Genomic DNA, 17,065 nt, shown 5'->3' with positions numbered 1-17,065 from the left:
GGCGCCAGTAGATGTTTCAACTGGACATAAAACAGCTGAGGTTCGACGACTGCCTAATGATCGCGTCGGTCATCCCTCAGCGGCGACAGCCGGCGCGGGAGTGGCTGGCCGAGGCGGCTCGGGTTGTCGCCGGCAGCGTAGGCATGCGCCGTCGGCGGGATAGGGTTTCGCTGGGCTGGGTGACCTCCGGACGCCTATCCGACCCTGAGCACTAGCTTCCCGGCGACGTGGTTTTCCTCGCCCAGACGGTGCGCCGCAGCTGCTTCGGTCAAGGGAAAGGTCTTCTCCACCTCGACAGACAGCTTCCCCTCATCGACCAGCCCGGCGAGCCGGCGCAACCCAGGCCCATCCGGGGCGACGAGAATCTCCGGGCTGACCCGGACCCCACGCTGCGCCGCCTGCTCGAGCAGTTCCAGCGGGGATCCCGGTGCCACGCGCACGAGCACACCGCCCCGGCGGAGCACTGAAAGCGATCGGACAGCGGTGCTGCCGACAAGATCGATGACCAGGTCGACGTCCGCGACCACTTCCTCGAACTGAACAGCGCTGTAATCCACGAGCTCGTCGGCACCCAGGCTGCGCAGCCACTCGTGGTGACGGGCCCGTGCTGTGCCGATCACGTGCGCACCGATGTGCTTAGCGAGCTGCACTGCCAGGTGTCCGACCCCGCCCGCCGCAGCCTGGACGAGGACTCTGTCACCCGGCCGGACGTCGGCGGCTTCGGTGAGGGCCTGCAACGCGGTCAGGCCGGCGAGCGGAATCGCTGCGGCATGGACGTGGTCCAGACTCCGCGGCTTGAGCGCGAAATGGCTCGCCGGTGCGGCGACGAACTGGGCATAGGCCCCGGCGGGGCGGGGGAACCACGGCATGCCGAAGACCTCGTCGCCTTCCCGAAACAGATGTACACCCTTCCCCACCTCCTCGACCACGCCCGACACGTCCCAGCCCAGGATGTACGGGGACTTTCCCAATGCCGCGGCGGCCGGGGTGGGAGCGCCTGCCCGCGTCTTCCAGTCGACCGGGTTGATTCCGGCCGCGTGGACGCGGACGAGGATGTCTCCCGGCAGCACCCGAGGCGTGGGCGCCGTCATGAGCCGAAGCACCTCCGGACCACCGAACTCGCTGATACCGACCACTGTCTGCTCCATGGCTACGCCTTTCGATCGAGGTCAACCCGTGCGGTGCCGCGGCACAAGGTTAAGATAGTCAGACATTAGTTCATGGGTTAACAGTTTGAGGTGCATATTGATCCCTGTCACACCGTCGGGCGAGGTGGCGTCGCTCTGGCGGGCCGCCCGGCCGGGCCTCGATCTGGAAGGCATGGAGGTCTTCGGACGGCTCCGGCGACTGCAAGCTCTCTACGACCTGGAGATGGACTCACTGCACGGCGGCGGCCCACTCAGCGCCGCTGAACTGGACGTCCTGGTGATCATGCGGCACGCGGAGGAACCGATGATCGCCCGCGGCCTCGCCATGCTTCGCGGCTGCTCCCGGGCAGCGATGAGCAACATCTTGGCCAAGCTCGAGAGGCGGGAGCTCATCAACCGCGATCCGAATCCGGCCGACCGCCGCGCCAGCCTGATCCGGCTTTCCCCTGAAGGCATCGCCCTTGTCGACGAGGTCTTCCCCCGCCGCCTCGCCACCGAGAACAGGTTGCTGTCGGATCTCACGGAAGGCGAGCGCCGCACCATCACCCAGGCATTCGACCTGCTCATCCGGGCGATGCTGCGGCAATCTCCCCTCTCCGGCGACGTCGAACACTGACTGGGAAAGTCGAGGACGAAGGGAACCGACCCGAGGTCGGAAGTGTGGCAACACGGCATCATGGCCGCGTGTCTTCGTCGTTCAATCGGCGATCAGGACCCACTGGCCGCCGTCGGGGTTGGCGAACACGTGGTCCCTGACCTCGATCGTAACGAGTTGCGCGCCCCATGCCGGCAGAACACCAGGGTCTTGCCGCGGCGACTCGCGCCAGATGGAGTCGGCGGTGGCCACCCCGCCGGCGATGGCGATCATCCGGCCATCAGGCGTGGCCAGTTCGAGCTCGGCGGTGATCACGCCCGACGTTGCGTAAGCGCGAGCAAGTGCCAAGTCGGCGAACCGGAGTGGACTGTCGTACTTGTCGGGCGTGTTGAGCCACCGGATGCGGGTAACAGAGCTGCCTTCTGGCACTTTTTCCATCCTCGAACCGTACTTCGCCCGACGTGGCCGGGGACCCGAATTCCACGCACTGGAGTGCGCTCGGTGTCCATGGCGGACGCGGATCGGTCTCAGTCGAGCCGGTCTGTGACGGCTCGCAGGGCTCGGCCGACGGCGCGGAGGTCTTCCGGATCGACCACGTCGATGAAGTGCTCCCGGACAGTACGCAGGTTGTCCGGCGCTGCGCTGCGCACAGTCTCATATCCTGTCTCGGTGAGCTGCGCAATCACTCCACGCTTGTCGCCGGAGTTCCGCTCCCGATGAATCAGACCGCGGTTCTCCAGCCCCCGGATGCGATGAGACAGCCGGCTGCGGGAGTAGTAGGCCGACGCGGCGAGATCTGCCATCCGCATCGATCCCTCGTCCGCTTCGGACAGTCGGACCAGTAATTCGTACTCCGCCAAGGACAGTCCGTGTGCGGCCTGCAGGGCCTGGTCGAGCTTGTCGATGAACCGGATGGATCCCTCGATGAACGCTCGCCAGTTCCGTTGCTGCTCGGAGTTGAGCCATCTGGTCACCCACGAAGCCTAGCAGTTGACGGCTTCAACTATCCACCGTACTTCGGTTGAACCTGTCAACTAGTTTGCGAGGCGATATGAAGCTGGACGAAGCCTGGGTCGTGCAGGCGAAGGACGCGGAAACCATCGAGAACCCCGCTCTGTGGCTATTGGCTGACAGCAGCGATACGGGAGGATTGCTCGGCGCCAATCGGCTCTTCCTTCGAGCCGGTGAGCCGGGCACCAAACCGCACTACCACCGGAAGTCGGCGGAAGCGTTCTACGTGCTCGGCGGCGAGCTGCTGATGCTGGTGGGAACCGAGTTGGTCACCTTGCACGAGGGTGGCCTTGCTGTCGTACCCGCGGGGGTGCGGCACGCGTTCGCTGCCCCGGAGGAGACTTTCGCTGACGTCTTCATTACGTTGGTGCCGGGTGTTGAGCGATTCGGCTACTTCCGGTTGCTGCCGAAGATCCTCAGCGGAGAGCTGCCGGAGGATGGAGTGGCACGAATCCACGAAGAGTACGATGTCCACTTCGTGGATGCTCCAGAGTGGAACACGGAAAGCGGCTCGCGTTGACTTGCAGTGCGCTGCCAGGATGCGCTGCTGAAGGTGTGGAGAAGACGACTCAGCGCACTTGCTTGGGCACTGCTCGGGAACCGGTGTAGTAGGTCAGGGCGTCCCGCCGCCGGGACTGAACAGAACGACGGAGGCTGGCGACGTCCCGGCGGGGGCGCGACGTCTGCAAGACACGGCTACCCTGGCAGGCTCGCTGGGAGCTGCTTGCTCCTGGGGATTGGGTGAGGACCATCTTGCCCATGTGTCCCAGCCGCGTGGTGTGAAGCATGAAGACCTGCCTCTCGCAACCGGGCCCGAGGGACAGCAAGTATTTGAGCGCCCTGCGTCGTTCTGCTCGTGCACAATCGCCCGACCATTCCCCCTGAGGGATCGATCAGGCGCCATGCAGCCGGGCGTTCCCCCGTGCGCCGGGCGCATCCAACCGGATTGCGGTGACTGGCTTCAGCGGAGCGCGGCTTGAGCCCGACTGCCCACCCTGCTCAGTCGCTAGCCTGCTTCAGGCGGATTTGCTTTTTCGGCGACCAGTGTTCGATAGGCATCTTCTAACTGCTCACTCACGGTCGGACCTGATCGCTTCTCAAGGGCTTGCCCGAGGTGGCTGCATCGCAGCTCATCCAAGAACTGTTCCTGCATGGCCGGCCCACCGCGCTCTAGGACCTCGATCCGGACGCTCAACTCGTCCGTCGCGTTGAGGTACCGGCGCCCCCAATGACCGAGGCGCACGAGCACTGGCACCAGCTCGATCCCCATCTCCGTGAGACTGTAGATCGACTTCTGCTTGTGTGAGTGGTCCTCGCCGACGCTGATCATTCCGGCGTCGGTGAGCCTCCGGAGGCGATCGGCCAGCACGCTCGGCGATATCCCCTCCTCCGAGCGGAGCAACTCGTTGAAGTGGCGTACCCCGCCGAAAGCGAGGTCGCGCACGATCAACAGCGACCACGCGTCTCCTACGACCTCGAGCGACAGGTTGATCGGGCAACCCGACCGTCGCGCGTGACGTTCCTGCATCTTCCTCACTTGCGCAATACTACTACCACTACTACAGTCGTACTAGTTGCAAATCAGAAGTGGAGTGTGAGATGACATCACTTGACGGGAAGACCGCGCTGGTCACGGGCGCATCGCGCGGTATCGGCAGGGCTTCGGCCGAGCGATTGGGAGAGGCTGGAGCCCTGGTCGGCGTCCACTACGGGCATGATGAAGCCGGCGCGAAAGAGACCCTTGCCGCCATCGAAGCCCGTGGCGGTCAGGGTTTCCTCGTGCAGGCAGAGTTCGGAGTCGACGGCGACGTGGAGAAGGTGCTCGTCGAGCTCAAGGCTGCCCTTGGCGAAAGTTGCTTGGACATACTCGTCAACAACGCCGGGATGCTGGCGGGAAGCCCGTTGGACACAGTCACCCGGGAAGAGTTCGACCACAGCTTCGCCGTCAACGTGCGGGCACCCTTTTTCCTTGTGCAGGGCGTGCTGCCCCTAATTGCCGACGGTGGTCGCATCATCACGATCTCATCGGCTGTGACCCGAATCGCGTCTCCGTTCCTGCACTACGCCATGGCGAAAGGGGCATTGGAGGTGATGGGTCACACCCTTGCCCAAAACCTCGGTCCGCGCGGCATCACAGTCAACACGATCTCGCCGGGCATCGTCGACACTGCGTTGGGCTCTTGGGTCCATGGCAGTCCCGAGATCGAGGCGGCCGTGACCTCCACAATTGCGCTCGGTCGCCTCGGAACCCCTGTCGATGTCGCCGACGTCGTCGGCTTTCTCGCGTCCGACGAAGCACGATGGGTTACCGGGGTCACGGTGGATGTAAGCGGCGGCCAGTGGCTGGGGCCGGCTGCATAGCGGCGTGCTCGGCATGTCTGGGAACCTGACACCGACCGGACGCGACGCCACGCGACGCGATTGGTTTGCTCTCGCCTTGCTCTGTTCTGCTTTCCTGGTCGTGGTGCTTGGCTCCACCATTGTGTTCGCGGCCGCGCCCATGATGGCAGCAGAGCTCGGTTTCGCCGACGACACGATCCAATGGATCTTCGCTGCGGCGGCGCTTCCCGCAGGAGGACTCCTGATCCTGGGTGGCCGACTGGCCGACATACTGGGCCGCCGCCGGATGTTCATGACGGGAACGTTGCTGTTCACCGTTTCATCGACAATGGCGGGTTTCGCGTGGTCGGACATTGCATTGATCGCGGCACGGATCCTCCAAGGCTCGTCAGTGGCTCTCTTGACGCCGGCAGCGCTCGCACTGGTCAGTACTGTCTTCACATCCGAACAGAAACGTAACAAGGCGCTCGGGATCTGGTCGATGATTGGTGGCGTTGGCGCCACCGTCGGACTGCTGGTCGGTGGCGTGGCAAGCGAGGCACTGGGGTGGAGATCAATTTTCTTCCTCAACGTTCCCATCGGTATCGGGACGCTTGTGGTAGCGCCTCTGGTTATCAGTGCTGATCGACGTTCCGAGTCTTCGGTGCCAGGTAGCCGTCTCGACTTCGCCGGGGCGGTTACCATCACGGGCGCTTTGTTGTCGCTTGTCTATGTGGTCACTGAAGGGCCTCAGGTCGGCTGGGCGAGCACCGAGACTTTCGGACTGACTGCATTAGCCGTTGTTCTTTTTGCTGCCTTCATTATCGTGGAAATCCGAGCGGTCACTCCCTTGGTGCCTTTGGTGATGCTGCGGCAGCGGGCGCTCGCCGCAGGGAATGTAATCATGCTGGTGGCGGGAGCGGCCGTCGACGGGCTGTTACTTGTCCTTACGCTCTACGCTCAGGAGGTGTTGAACTACACTGCGATCGAGTACGGCCTCGCGCTGGCGGTCATGACGGTGGCGTCGATCGCCGCGTCCTACGCCGCTCAGCACTTCATCGGCCGGATCGGGGTTCGAAGGGTCGCCTGTGCCGGGATGGTGCTCATCGGGGCCGCATGCATTCTTTTGAGCACGGTCCGGGTGAACGGCACTTTCCTGGAAGACTTGCTGCCTGCGTTGGTGCTTTTCGGGCTGGGGATGGGGGCGTCCTACGTGGCCGGTTCGATTGCGTCGCTGAGCGGAGCAAGCGAGGACGACAGCGGAGCGGCATCCGGACTGCAAACGACCTCGTTCACCGTGGGTAACGCCCTCGGCGTGGCTTTTCTTTCTACGGTGGCAAGTGCATGCCTCGGACCGGTACGCGAACTCGGTGCATTGACGACTGGATACCGGGCAGCGTTCAGTGCGGCAGCCTTGCTTGCCGCCGCAGGATTGATTGCCGCGCTGGCGTTGCCGGCCACCAAGTCCAAAAGGAAACTAAGTGGAAGCCAGTAAGTCGGAGCTGATTCGAAGCTACTATCGAGCATACGAGACAAGTAATCGATCGCTTGTCGAAAAGATTATAGCCAGCGATTTCACCTTCTCAAGCCCGCACGATGATTGCATAGATCGAAATGTGTTCCTGAAAAGGTGTTGGCCGTTTCATGAGCAGTTGCTCGCTTTTGAGATTGATCAATTGGCGTTGGATGGCAGCCATGCTCTTGTCCGGTACCATGCGAGGAGGCATGACGGGAAACAATTTTGCAATGTCGAACATCTCGTGATTGATGGTTGCCAGGTAGTTCATATCGACGTGTACTTCGGAGCCGTTTAGGTCTAGACGTGCCGACACACGTGTGGTGCTCCCATCTGTTTGTGTCGGGCTGTCGACCGACAGAGGCCGCGGCCGAGGGTGGGTCCTCTTGTCCGGCCCACGGGAGGTTTAGCCGGACCTGGTGCGTCGTCGGGGTTGACGCAGGTCGCGGCTCCGGAGGGAGAACCTTCAGGGTGGCTGCGCGCCGCGGTCTCGGGAGACCTTGACGACCCAGATCGTCGACGAGCCTCACGCAAAGTTCAATATTGACTGAAGGCAGTTGTCTAATCGACCCGGGCAACGATAGGTTGTCGTCGATCGACAATCCGGGACTTGTGCTCCGCCAGTGAGCCGATAGGGGTATCAGTAGCATGCTGAAGGAACGGCTACCGCAGCTGGCGCTAACACTGTCGGAGTGGGGCCCTGTCGCACAGTGATGGAAGGCTTGCATGACGGATTGCTACGTCGTTCTGCACGCCCAACGGTCTCGGTTTGTATCAAGCGCTACACTCTATTTTGACTCCGCTCTGGGGAGATTTGATGATTAGCCTATCTGCGCGTGTGTCAAAGACAGTGGCTATCGTGACCGTCGGTTTTGCTGCGACACTACTGTCGCCTGAGTCGGCTCTTGCGGCGGCTGCCGGTTCCGACGACGTCGCTGCCACCGACTACTTCAAGTATGGACAGACAGTGCTCCAGAACCCGGCTCCGGCGCCTTGTCATGCTCTCTTCTCCGGCACCGTGGGACAAACGTGGGCCGACAACCAGACTGACTCCTATGCGTGGGCCTACACTCAGGAAGCTTGTGCCGGGTCTGTGACGCGAATCGCTCCTGGTTCGAAGGTGTGGGTCCAAGCGCTCAGCGTGACGTTCGGTTCGTAGGGATAGCCTGGACGCCACCGTCCGGTAAACGCCAAAGACAAAGCTGTCGATTGCCCTTCACGGGCAGGTTTCCGACAGTGCCATTACGGCAGCAGCAGATTGCTGCCGATGCGGCTCGGTTACCGTGACGTTCCCCCCACGTTCTGCGGTTTCTGGGCAAGAAAGTCCGCCCGTCGTGGCTTCAGCCACGACGGGCGGACTTTCGTTGTCCGTGTGCGGACAAATCGTAACCAATTCGCCCGCAATAATTTCAGTGTCGATGACTCTCGCGCCGCGCACGCCGTATCCCGACACCGGAGGTGTTCACCGTGGTGATGTTTTCCGCGCGAACGTCTCCAGTATGCCGGCTGCTGCTGATCGGGTGATCGTACAGGACGGTTCGCAGCATGGATTTCGGCCGAGCGACGGCGTCTGCGGGGAGTACCTTGGGGTTTGTCGAGCCGCACCGGGGCCGGTGTTGGTTCGGGGTGGCGGTAGTGGGTGCGGTTGCGGAGCATGGCGTGAAGGACGTCGTAGCGTCGGCGGGCCAGGCAGATGAGGGCGGCGTTGTGTTTCTTGCCTTCCGCTCGGTTGGGTCGGCCCGAGGCGCGGTGCCGGTCTTTCGACTGGTCCGTTTCCTCGGGCCGCCCGCCGAACCCGGCGTGCCCATTGCTGAGCACCGGGCTCTCCACAAGTCCCGGCCGGGTAGCCGGTGGTCCTCAGCTCGTGGCGGTCCACGGTGTCGGGATCTTCGTGCCCCGGTAGCGGTAGCGGATGATCCGCATCCGGCCGGGGTCGAAGAGGTAGGACTGACCGTCGGTGGGCCACCATTCGCCGCCGCAGAAGCGGCGTCGAAGTTCCTTCCAGGTGATCTTGCGGTGTTTGCGCCTGATCCATCCCATTACCCGTTCCCAGGCGTACTTGGACAGGTACTGAAATGTCGAGGCGGACACCCCGGCCCGGAAGTAAGTGGCCCAGCCCCGCAGCACCGGGTTGAGCCGGCGCAGCAGGGCCGCCAAGGGCTCGTTGTTGTTCTGCCGGCAGATCATCTTGACCTTGGCCATGACGGCCTTGAGGGCTTTCTTGGCCGGATAGGTGTAGATGTACTGCCTGTCAGTGCCTCGCTTGCGGTGGCGCTGGATGCGCCAGCCGAGGAAGTCGAGGCCCTCGTCGATGTGGGTGATCATCGTCTTGGCTTCCGACAGACGCAGGCCCATCGGCGCCAGGACCGCCGCCACCACGTCACGCGCTTGTTCGGCGTGCTCGCGGTCGCCGGACACCATGACCAGGAAGTCATCCGCATACCGGATCAGCCGGTAGTTGGCCTGGCCCCGCCGCCGTCGTTTCTGGCGTTCCCACTCGCGGGTGGCCGGGCCGCCCTCGACCTGGGCGAAGTACTCGTCCAGGACCGACAGGGCGATGTTGGCCAGCAGCGGCGAGAGGATGCCTCCCTGCGGAGTGCCGGTCTCGGTGTTCCTGAACTGCCGGTCTTGATTGAAGATGCCAGCCTTCAGGAACGCCTTCACCAGGCCCAGCACGCGTTTGTCTCCGACACGACGGCGCACCCGGTCCATCAGGGCCGTGTGGTCGATCATGTCGAAGCATGCCTCGATATCGCCCTCGACCACCCACTCGTAGGAGTGTTTGGCCAGGAACCATGTCTCGGCGATCGCGTCCTGCGCCCCTCGTCCGGGGCGGAACCCGTAGGAACACGGGTGGAAATCCGCCTCGAAAATCGGTTCCAACACCAGCTTCAGGGCCGCTTGGACCACCCTGTCGGCCGTGGTCGGGATGCCCAGGCGGCGCATCTTGCCGTTCGCCTTCGGGATCATCCGTTCCCGGACCGGAACCGGGCGGAAGCTGCGCTGCTTGAGCTGGCAGCGAAGCTGGTCGAGGAACTCCTCGACCCCAGTAACGGCTTCGATGTAGTGGACGGTCTTGCCGTCCACTCCGGCCGTGCGCGACCCCTTGTTGCTCCGCACTCGATCCCATGCCACCAAAAGGAAAGCAGGGTCGGTGACGAGGTTGAACAGATCGTCGAACCGACGCTGAGGATCGTCGGTCGCCCATCGGTGCAGTTTGGTCTGGATCTCCAGTACCCGGCGCTCAGCCCAATACAGGACCGATTCCGGATCGCGGGTGTTCACCCGTGGCCTCCCGGCATTCCAGCATCCTCCTTGCTGACTTGCTGGTCTCCTTCCCCATGTGCCGGGCTTTCCCCGGCTCGGAGTACTACGAGACCTCCGTCCCGCCCCACGCCCATCGGTCGGCAACGGACCTGCCCGCCGCCGGGCTGGCTGCCCAGCGGGGAGGGCGAGCGAGGGCGGTTCCCACGTTCACTCGGTGTTCGATCGGCCAGGCAGGCACCCAGCTCTACCCCGGCAGCATCGCCACGCCTACGCCGCAGACTGTCAGCGTGGCCTCCTCGCCACTTGGGAAACATGGCTTCGGAGTCGATTCCCTCGCAAAACAGGAACCGCGCACTGCATCCCGGCCCGCATCCGCCAGGTTGGAGCCGGTACGACGCTTACGGGGCGTCAACCACTGGTTTGCTTGCGCTGTACCCTCTGGCCTCGCTAGCCGGACCCGCACCATCTGGCAGTGCTGGCGCGTCCCGACGTTGTCGGAGCTGCTTCCCACCCTCCCCGGCGTTCCCCGGATCGGGCTGCTCCCAGCTTCAACCCGGCCGCTGCGACGGCCGGGCGGCGAAGGTCTCTCACCTCCACTCGAACATCAAGCGCCTCGTGGCGCACTTTGCGGTCGTAGTAGGCCCGGCTGGTCGGGTCGGCCAGGACGGCGAAGACGGAGAAGAACGCTCGTTTGAGCTGGCGGTTGCCGGTCCGGGCAGGGTGCTCGCCCTTGATCGATGTTCCGGAGCTGCGGGTGACAGGAGCGATGCCGGCGTAAGCGGTCAGGTGCCCGGAGGTGGCGAAGTGGGAGGCGTCGCCGACTTCGAGGAGGATGCGGGCGGCGGTCCTGACTCCGATGCCGGGCATCGAGACCTCCGATCTCGCTAACTGTCAAGCTGCGGTGGCTTCGGCAGGGTGCACTGGTTCGCCGAAGGCCTTGATCGGGTCGTAGGTCTGGCCGGTGTGCAGGCAGTGAACGAGCTGGCCGAGCATGCGGTTGAACAGGTGCCGCAGGGTGGCGGCGTGGCGGTCGCCGCGGGCGCGTCGTCGGTCGTAGTGGTCCTTGGCAGGTCCAGGTCGGGAAATGGCGCCGAAGGCCCACAGGAAGCCGGTTGCGTTGACCTGGCGATAGTGATGGTTTGCCGTGCCCCCGAGATGTCTGCTGGAGCGTCGGCGTCGGTCTGGCCTACCTGATTGGCTTGATAGCAGCTCGTCCGCCGCACGCGGCGTGACTCGTCACAGTCTGCCATCCGGGTGACCTCTACCCAGGCCGACGCCGAACACACGGCTTGTGATCAATAGCTTGTCTTCGCTGGTAGTGAGCTTGTCGGGCTCGATGCTGGTGGCGTCGGCGCCAGTGTGACCAGGCCCAGGTTGCGAGGCGGTCGAGCGGGTGGTGATCAGGTGTGCCAGGAGACGCTTGACCTCGCCAAGCGTGATTGGGATGCGGCCGCTGCCAGGGCTTTCGGGGCTATCGCGGCGGCGACGGCCAGGTAGGTGTGGGCAAGCATGGCCAGGGTGATGTGCCGGTACCAGGCGTCGTAGCGGCGGACCTGGTACTGGTCCAGGCCCACGTCAGTTTTCGCGGTCTACCCCAACCACGCACACCTTGCGTCATTGCTTTCCACCCGCACCGCCCGACGAGCTCGTTGTCCGCAAGCCCGCCACTCCGAACGACGTGTTCAACGCCGACGGGATCCGGAAGCAGTGGTCGAGCCGGGGTGGTGTCCCGGCTCGACCGTGGGGGTTAGGGGGTGGGTGGGCCGCCGAAGGGGTTCCAGCCGGTCCAGTCTCCGTTGGTTTTCTGCTGGTGGCGGTTCCAGATTTGGTCGTCGCCGGCAAGGTGGATTTCGAGGCGTCCGTCGGCGTTGGTGGCGATGTTGATGTCGCGGCCGTGGCCGTTCATGTCGGCCCAGCCTGCCAGGCCGAGGTTGGGTCCGATCTGCCAGTTCTGTTCGGCGGCGTTGCCGTTGGTGGTGACAATCTCGAGGTGGCCGTCGGCGTTGCGGCTTGCGGCGATCTGCGCTTCGGGAAGCCCTCCGGTGGCTGCCCAGCCGGTCCAGTCGCCGTCGATGGTCTTCGCGTAGCGGTGCCAGACCTGGTCGTGCCCGGCCAGGAACACTTCCAGACGCCCGTCGGCGGAAGGGGCCACGGCGATGTCGGTGCCGCCGCCGGCTTCTTCCTGCCAGTCCGACCAGCCGCCGTTGGGGTCTTTCTGCCAGCGGTGCAGGGTTTTGTCGGTGTTGACCGCGAAAAGCTCGAGTCGGCCATTGCCGCTGCGGCCGGCGCCGAAGTGGGCCATGCCGAGGCCGCCGATACCGGTCCAGCCGGTCCAGTTGCCGTCGGTGGACTTTTCGTAGCGGTGCCAGACCTGGTCGTGCCCGGCCAGGAACAGCTCCAACCGGCCGTCCGCGTCGGGCACCACCGCGATGTCGGTGCCGCCGCCGGCTTCCTCCTGCCAATTCGACCAGCCACCATCGGCTTGTGTCTGCCAGCGGTGCAAAGTCTTGTCGTTGTTCACCGCGAACAGCTCCAAACGCCCGTCCGCGCTACGCCCGATACCCAGCCGGGCACCCGGCAAACCACCCAGCTGCTCCCAACCCGACCAGGCACCATTCAGCTCCGTCTGCCACCGATGCCACACCCCATCAGCACCACCGGCAAACATCTCCAACCTGCCACTCAACGACGGCGCGGCAACCACCCGCCCCGTGGACTGAAACCGAGGCAAATCATTGTCGATCAGGTTCGGCAGCAGGCGCTTAACCTCATCCAGCAAGCTCCGCGCCTTGGTCTCAGCCTGATCATATTTATATGGACAGCACGAATTTTGAACTTCGTCTGCAAGCAAGCCTGCGGATAGTCCCGGAAAAAGTGGTTCCAAAGTTTGCGCACGTTCGAAGAATTTTGTTGCCGCGTAACGAACGTCTCTGATTTGCTCAGGCGTACCCCAGTTTTGACTTGGTCTCTGCTGGAACACGCCAAGGGAATCCAGGTCGCCGCAGTTGAGGTTGTTCATGTTCGATTCGATCCAGCCGGCTTCGAAAGCGGCTAGCATGACCTTCTCAGACACGCCGCGGCTTTTTCCTACTTCGTACACAATCTTTGTCACCGACAAGTCCCGCTCTGGCGGTATATAGGAGCAGCTCTCGACGCTCACCGGTGGATCGATGGCAGCGCCGGCCGGCGTCGCTGCCGCGCCCATTGCGAAGGCTGCCGCAAGGGTCGCCAAAAGAAATCTCGGCACAGTACTTGCACTCCTTAGGTTTTCGAAGCTCATTGCTAGGCGATCAAGCTAACACTTGGTCCTATAAATGCACTGCAATCTCGCGCGTTTACAATTGCAGCGTTTCTACATTGGCACCGGCTAATCTGCCACAGCAATCTATAGCGAAACGAGGACGGTATGAAACAGAAAAGATACGCTTACCTGAAAACAGTCTTCGGCATACTTATGGCTGCCGCATTCCTCGTGGCTGGCTCCGTCGCGGCGCCGTCTGCGCAAGCAGCGAGCCTACGCGAGAACATCGCCGCGATCGCGAACGCTGAAGTCGGTGCTTCGGAGGCGAACGCGAGGTGCCTGAAGTACGGTCCGTGTACGGAGTACGAATGGTGCGCAATCTTCACCCAGTGGGTATGGCGGACGGCTGGGGTCAAGTACATCCCGAGTTCGTGGGTAGCTACGCAGTGGGCGCAGTGGGGCGAGCCTCGAGGGCTGTACAAGCGTCGGCCTCCGGGTACGAAGGGTGGCAATCCACGTCCAGGAGACGTAGCGATCTATGGTGAGCCTGACTTCTTCGATGGTCACATATCTGTCGTAGTCGACGTACTTGCGGACGGAAATATCGTCACTGTCGATGGCAACTGGAACGAAGCGGTGGTTCGCAGGACCGTGGACCCTCTGGCCAGTCGAGGTGGCGGAGGAAACGTCTTGATTTCAGGCTACGTGTCGCCGCCCGAGGCGGATTCGCCCAGTTACATCGACAATGATTTGCCTCGGTTTCAGTCCACGGGGCGGGTGGTTGCCGCGCCGTCGTTGAGTGGCAGGTTGGAGATGTTTGCCGGTGGTGCTGATGGGGTGTGGCATCGGTGGCAGACGGAGCTGAATGGTGCCTGGTCGGGTTGGGAGCAGCTGGGTGGTTTGCCGGGTGCCCGGCTGGGTATCGGGCGTAGCGCGGACGGGCGTTTGGAGCTGTTCGCGGTGAACAACGACAAGACTTTGCACCGCTGGCAGACACAAGCCGATGGTGGCTGGTCGAATTGGCAGGAGGAAGCCGGCGGCGGCACCGACATCGCGGTGGTGCCCGACGCGGACGGCCGGTTGGAGCTGTTCCTGGCCGGGCACGACCAGGTCTGGCACCGCTACGAAAAGTCCACCGACGGCAACTGGACCGGCTGGACCGGTATCGGCGGCCTCGGCATGGCCCACTTCGGCGCCGGCCGCAGCGGCAATGGCCGACTCGAGCTTTTCGCGGTCAACACCGACAAAACCCTGCACCGCTGGCAGAAAGACCCCAACGGCGGCTGGTCGGACTGGCAGGAAGAAGCCGGCGGCGGCACCGACATCGCCGTGGCCCCTTCCGCCGACGGGCGTCTGGAAGTGTTCCTGGCCGGGCACGACCAGGTCTGGCACCGCTACGCGAAGACCATCGACGGCGACTGGACCGGCTGGGCAGCCACCGGAGGGCTTCCCGAAGCGCAGATCGCCGCAAGCCGCAACGCCGACGGCCACCTCGAGATTGTCACCACCAACGGCAACGCCGCCGAACAGAACTGGCAGATCGGACCCAACCTCGGCCTGGCAGGCTGGGCCGACATGAACGGCCACGGCCGCGACATCAACATCGCCACCAACGCCGACGGACGCCTCGAAATCCACCTTGCCGGCGACGACCAAATCTGGAACCGCCACCAGCAGAAAACCAACGGAGACTGGACCGGCTGGAACCCCTTCGGCGGCCCACCCACCCCCTAACCCCCACGGTCGAGCCGGGACACCACCCCGGCTCGACCACCCTCCAACCACCAACAACCAGCCGAGTGCTTCTCTGGCGCCTGAATATGGAGAGTTAGATGTGGGATTCCCTGCCGAGCTGGATTCGGTGCCTTTCTGTAACACCCTTGCTCGTCGCGATGTCGCCCTTCCCAGGATCTGCTGCTGCTGTCGAGCCGGCAGCTGCCGTTGTGGTTGACGTGGTGGCCCACCAAGATGACGACCTGCTCTTCATGAATCCGGACGTGTACAACTCCATCCGTTCCGGGAGAGCTGTGAAGACGGTTTACATCACCGCCGGAGAAGGCGGATATACGTCGACCCCGGGTGTCAGTGCCGAACCGAGTCCCACGGTGTGCCGCCAGCCTTCATTTCTGGATCGTGAGCTCTACGCACGTTGCCGCCAGCTCGGCGCTCATGCGGCATATGCACGGATGGCGGGTGTCGCCGACGATTGGGAACAGAACGCCCTTCTCATCTCCGGCGCATGGGTGGAGATTCACACTCTGAAGGCCAGGAGAGATATCCAGCTCGTCTTCCTCAACCTGCCGGACTGGGCAGATGTGGACGTCGATGTCAATGGGAACGATTACCGCCTCCGCGGTGCGAGCCTTTACCACCTTTGGGCCGACGAACGCGGCGCGGGTACGGTGATACCTGACGGAAGTGCCCTTACGTCGGCGAATCGCACGGTATATCAAAGCGGTGTTCAAGTCGTCAGTGTGCTGGCGGCGTTGTATCAGAAGTTTCATGCGACCTTGGTGCGTATCCAGGACTATGAACCTGATTCACGCTACCGGTTCAACCCCAGCTGGGGTAACGATCATAGTGATCACATCGTCGGTGCGAAGTTTGCCCAAGATGCGGTGCAGAACTTCAGTAGATCGGCCAGCGGCGCGACCGTACGTGTTGTTCCGTATCGGAATTACAACATCGATGATAGCCAAGTCAACTTGGATGCGGAGGCGTACGGTCTGAAGAGAGCAGTCTTCGGTGAGTATTTGAAATTCGACGCGGAGATCGACGCGCCCCCCACCGGCGACTACGCCGGTTGGCCCCAACGAATGTATTACCGTGCATCAACGGGTACAACTTGGGCATCGCGAAATGAAGACGGCACGGTGCAGGCTTTTGCTGTGGAGGGTGGGCAGCTTGTTACCTGGTGGCAGAACTCTGACGGATCGTTCGCGGCTCCGACCGTGCTGACGTCGCCCGGTCCGCTGGCCCCGGGTATTTCTGTTGCGCGAAACGAAGACGGACGTCTTCAGTGCTTTGCTCTTCGGACCGACACGAACGAGGTGGTCACCACCTGGCAGGTGTCGGCCAACGGCGAATTCAACGCGCAATGGACGTCATTGGGGAATCCCAACGCAGATGCCGGCGATCCGGCGCAAGTCGGCCTGCCGATCGTGTCGCTCATGCCCGGCGGTCGCTTGCAAGTCTTCATCAAAAATGCCGGCGGAGGCGTCAGTTCGAAGGTCCAATCCTACCCCAACGCTGGTTTCCGGACGAACTGGGTGGATTTGGGTGGGGGCTCAGGTGTTCAGGATGGGCTCGCGGTGACCGTGGGGAACACTGGCATGGTGTCGCTGTTCGCCTATGCTGTCCAGAGCGGAGTTGGCCGCATCAAGTATTGGCGAGCGCGGCGCGCCGACGTCGAGACAGGCGCTCAGGTCTTCGAGCTTCAGCCGGATCTGCCCGGGATGGAGCCGGCCGGGCCGCCGCGTGCGGCGTCGAGCAACGACGGCCACGTGGAGGTTTACTACCGGCTCGCACGAAACGCGCAGGTGGACCGTGCGAGCCTGGTGGGACGCACTTGGCAGCGACCCGATGGATCGTGGAACTCGTCGACCGACCTGGTCGGCGGACATGGCGGTGTTGATGCGATCGCGTCCGTTGACGCTACGCAACAAGTGGGTTCCGATCGTCGCATCGTGCTCTTCGAGACCAACGGTGGTAGCGGCCTGAGCACCACGAAGCAGATCGGGCCGGACTCGAGGTTCGACGATGAGTGGTCCGACCTCGGAGCAGTGGTGGTGGGGCAGCCGTCATCGGTGGTCGACGGTGACGGCCGGATCTTCGTGTTCGCCTTGACCGACGACGGCCGGGTCCTTGTGCGACACCAATCGGAACCCGGCGGAGCCCACGAGTTGTCGGAAGCTGAGGTGCTTCTGTCTCCGTAGGCCTGCTGTCAGGTGTGCGGCGAGCGGCGGCCC

Annotated in this window: 13 protein-coding genes and 4 pseudogenes; 7 read left to right on the top strand and 10 right to left on the bottom strand. The window is 63.3% G+C overall.

All coding sequences use genetic code 11. From position 1 onward, the window contains the following. Nucleotides 1–194 precede the first annotated feature (194 nt). Entirely contained in the window at nucleotides 195–1,148 is a 954-nt protein-coding gene (locus ACFPLC_RS00315; RefSeq protein ID WP_378196512.1) for an NADP-dependent oxidoreductase, read from the bottom strand. A gap of 124 nt (nucleotides 1,149–1,272) precedes the next feature. Here ACFPLC_RS00315 and ACFPLC_RS00310 point away from each other — a divergent pair, with 124 nt between their 5' ends. Then, nucleotides 1,273–1,764 carry a MarR family winged helix-turn-helix transcriptional regulator gene (locus tag ACFPLC_RS00310; protein WP_378196509.1) on the top strand — a complete coding sequence of 164 codons (492 nt, stop codon included), beginning with the start codon at nucleotides 1,273–1,275 and terminating at the stop codon, nucleotides 1,762–1,764. A gap of 81 nt (nucleotides 1,765–1,845) precedes the next feature. Here ACFPLC_RS00310 and ACFPLC_RS00305 read toward each other — a convergent pair whose 3' ends face one another. Beyond that, complete coding sequence (locus ACFPLC_RS00305; protein ID WP_378196506.1) at nucleotides 1,846–2,181, bottom strand: hypothetical protein; 336 nt, start codon at nucleotides 2,179–2,181, stop codon at nucleotides 1,846–1,848. 89 nt (nucleotides 2,182–2,270) lie between these two features. Further along, complete coding sequence (locus tag ACFPLC_RS00300; protein ID WP_378196503.1) at nucleotides 2,271–2,717, bottom strand: MarR family winged helix-turn-helix transcriptional regulator; 447 nt, start codon at nucleotides 2,715–2,717, stop codon at nucleotides 2,271–2,273. Nucleotides 2,718–2,794: 77 nt separating this feature from the next. Here ACFPLC_RS00300 and ACFPLC_RS00295 point away from each other — a divergent pair, with 77 nt between their 5' ends. Next, entirely contained in the window at nucleotides 2,795–3,274 is a 480-nt protein-coding gene (locus tag ACFPLC_RS00295) for a cupin domain-containing protein (protein WP_378196501.1), read from the top strand. A 486-nt stretch (nucleotides 3,275–3,760) separates the two neighbouring features. On the opposite strand, the gene ACFPLC_RS00290 is transcribed toward ACFPLC_RS00295, so the two are convergent. Then, entirely contained in the window at nucleotides 3,761–4,282 is a 522-nt protein-coding gene (locus ACFPLC_RS00290; RefSeq protein WP_378196979.1) for a winged helix-turn-helix transcriptional regulator, read from the bottom strand. A gap of 71 nt (nucleotides 4,283–4,353) precedes the next feature. On the opposite strand from ACFPLC_RS00290, the gene ACFPLC_RS00285 reads away from it, so the two are divergent. Beyond that, complete coding sequence (locus ACFPLC_RS00285) at nucleotides 4,354–5,115, top strand: SDR family NAD(P)-dependent oxidoreductase (RefSeq protein ID WP_378196499.1); 762 nt, start codon at nucleotides 4,354–4,356, stop codon at nucleotides 5,113–5,115. Between the two features lie 13 nt (nucleotides 5,116–5,128). Further along, on the top strand, nucleotides 5,129–6,568 hold the full coding sequence (locus ACFPLC_RS00280) for an MFS transporter (RefSeq protein WP_378196976.1): 1,440 nt from the start codon (nucleotides 5,129–5,131) through the stop codon (nucleotides 6,566–6,568). A gap of 88 nt (nucleotides 6,569–6,656) precedes the next feature. On the opposite strand, the gene ACFPLC_RS00275 is transcribed toward ACFPLC_RS00280, so the two are convergent. The 6 genes and pseudogenes from ACFPLC_RS00275 to ACFPLC_RS00250 all read right to left on the bottom strand — a co-directional run bounded on the left by ACFPLC_RS00275 (nucleotide 6,657) and on the right by ACFPLC_RS00250 (nucleotide 12,929). Then, complete coding sequence (locus ACFPLC_RS00275) at nucleotides 6,657–6,860, bottom strand: hypothetical protein (RefSeq protein ID WP_378196496.1); 204 nt, start codon at nucleotides 6,858–6,860, stop codon at nucleotides 6,657–6,659. Nucleotides 6,861–8,197: 1,337 nt separating this feature from the next. Further along, nucleotides 8,198–8,320 (bottom strand): annotated as a pseudogene (locus tag ACFPLC_RS00270) (IS110 family transposase); the annotation flags it as partial. 126 nt (nucleotides 8,321–8,446) lie between these two features. Continuing rightward, nucleotides 8,447–9,709: a group II intron reverse transcriptase/maturase gene (gene ltrA / locus ACFPLC_RS00265; RefSeq protein WP_378235641.1), complete on the bottom strand. Its 1,263-nt coding sequence runs from the start codon at nucleotides 9,707–9,709 to the stop codon at nucleotides 8,447–8,449. 771 nt (nucleotides 9,710–10,480) lie between these two features. Continuing rightward, a pseudogene (locus ACFPLC_RS00260) lies at nucleotides 10,481–10,729 on the bottom strand (IS110 family transposase); the annotation flags it as partial. A 527-nt stretch (nucleotides 10,730–11,256) separates the two neighbouring features. Further along, nucleotides 11,257–11,442: pseudogene (locus ACFPLC_RS00255) on the bottom strand (IS701 family transposase); the annotation flags it as partial. A gap of 161 nt (nucleotides 11,443–11,603) precedes the next feature. Beyond that, nucleotides 11,604–12,929: a PLL family lectin gene (locus ACFPLC_RS00250; protein ID WP_378235640.1), complete on the bottom strand. Its 1,326-nt coding sequence runs from the start codon at nucleotides 12,927–12,929 to the stop codon at nucleotides 11,604–11,606. 333 nt (nucleotides 12,930–13,262) lie between these two features. Here ACFPLC_RS00250 and ACFPLC_RS00245 point away from each other — a divergent pair. The 3 genes and pseudogenes from ACFPLC_RS00245 to ACFPLC_RS00235 form a co-directional block, all read left to right on the top strand. Beyond that, nucleotides 13,263–13,709 (top strand): annotated as a pseudogene (locus ACFPLC_RS00245) (CHAP domain-containing protein); the annotation flags it as partial. 78 nt (nucleotides 13,710–13,787) lie between these two features. Beyond that, nucleotides 13,788–14,831, top strand: a complete 1,044-nt coding sequence (locus tag ACFPLC_RS00240) for a PLL family lectin (protein ID WP_378236304.1) — start codon at nucleotides 13,788–13,790, stop codon at nucleotides 14,829–14,831. 98 nt (nucleotides 14,832–14,929) lie between these two features. After that, on the top strand, nucleotides 14,930–17,032 hold the full coding sequence (locus ACFPLC_RS00235) for a DUF8189 domain-containing protein (protein ID WP_378208262.1): 2,103 nt from the start codon (nucleotides 14,930–14,932) through the stop codon (nucleotides 17,030–17,032). The last annotated feature ends 33 nt before the right edge of the window (nucleotides 17,033–17,065 follow it).

It is taken from the genome of Amycolatopsis plumensis, assembly GCF_042652605.1.
Lineage (GTDB): Bacteria > Actinomycetota > Actinomycetes > Mycobacteriales > Pseudonocardiaceae > Amycolatopsis > Amycolatopsis plumensis.
Note: the sequence above shows the minus strand (reverse complement) of the source record. Positions and strands in the feature narration are given on the sequence as shown.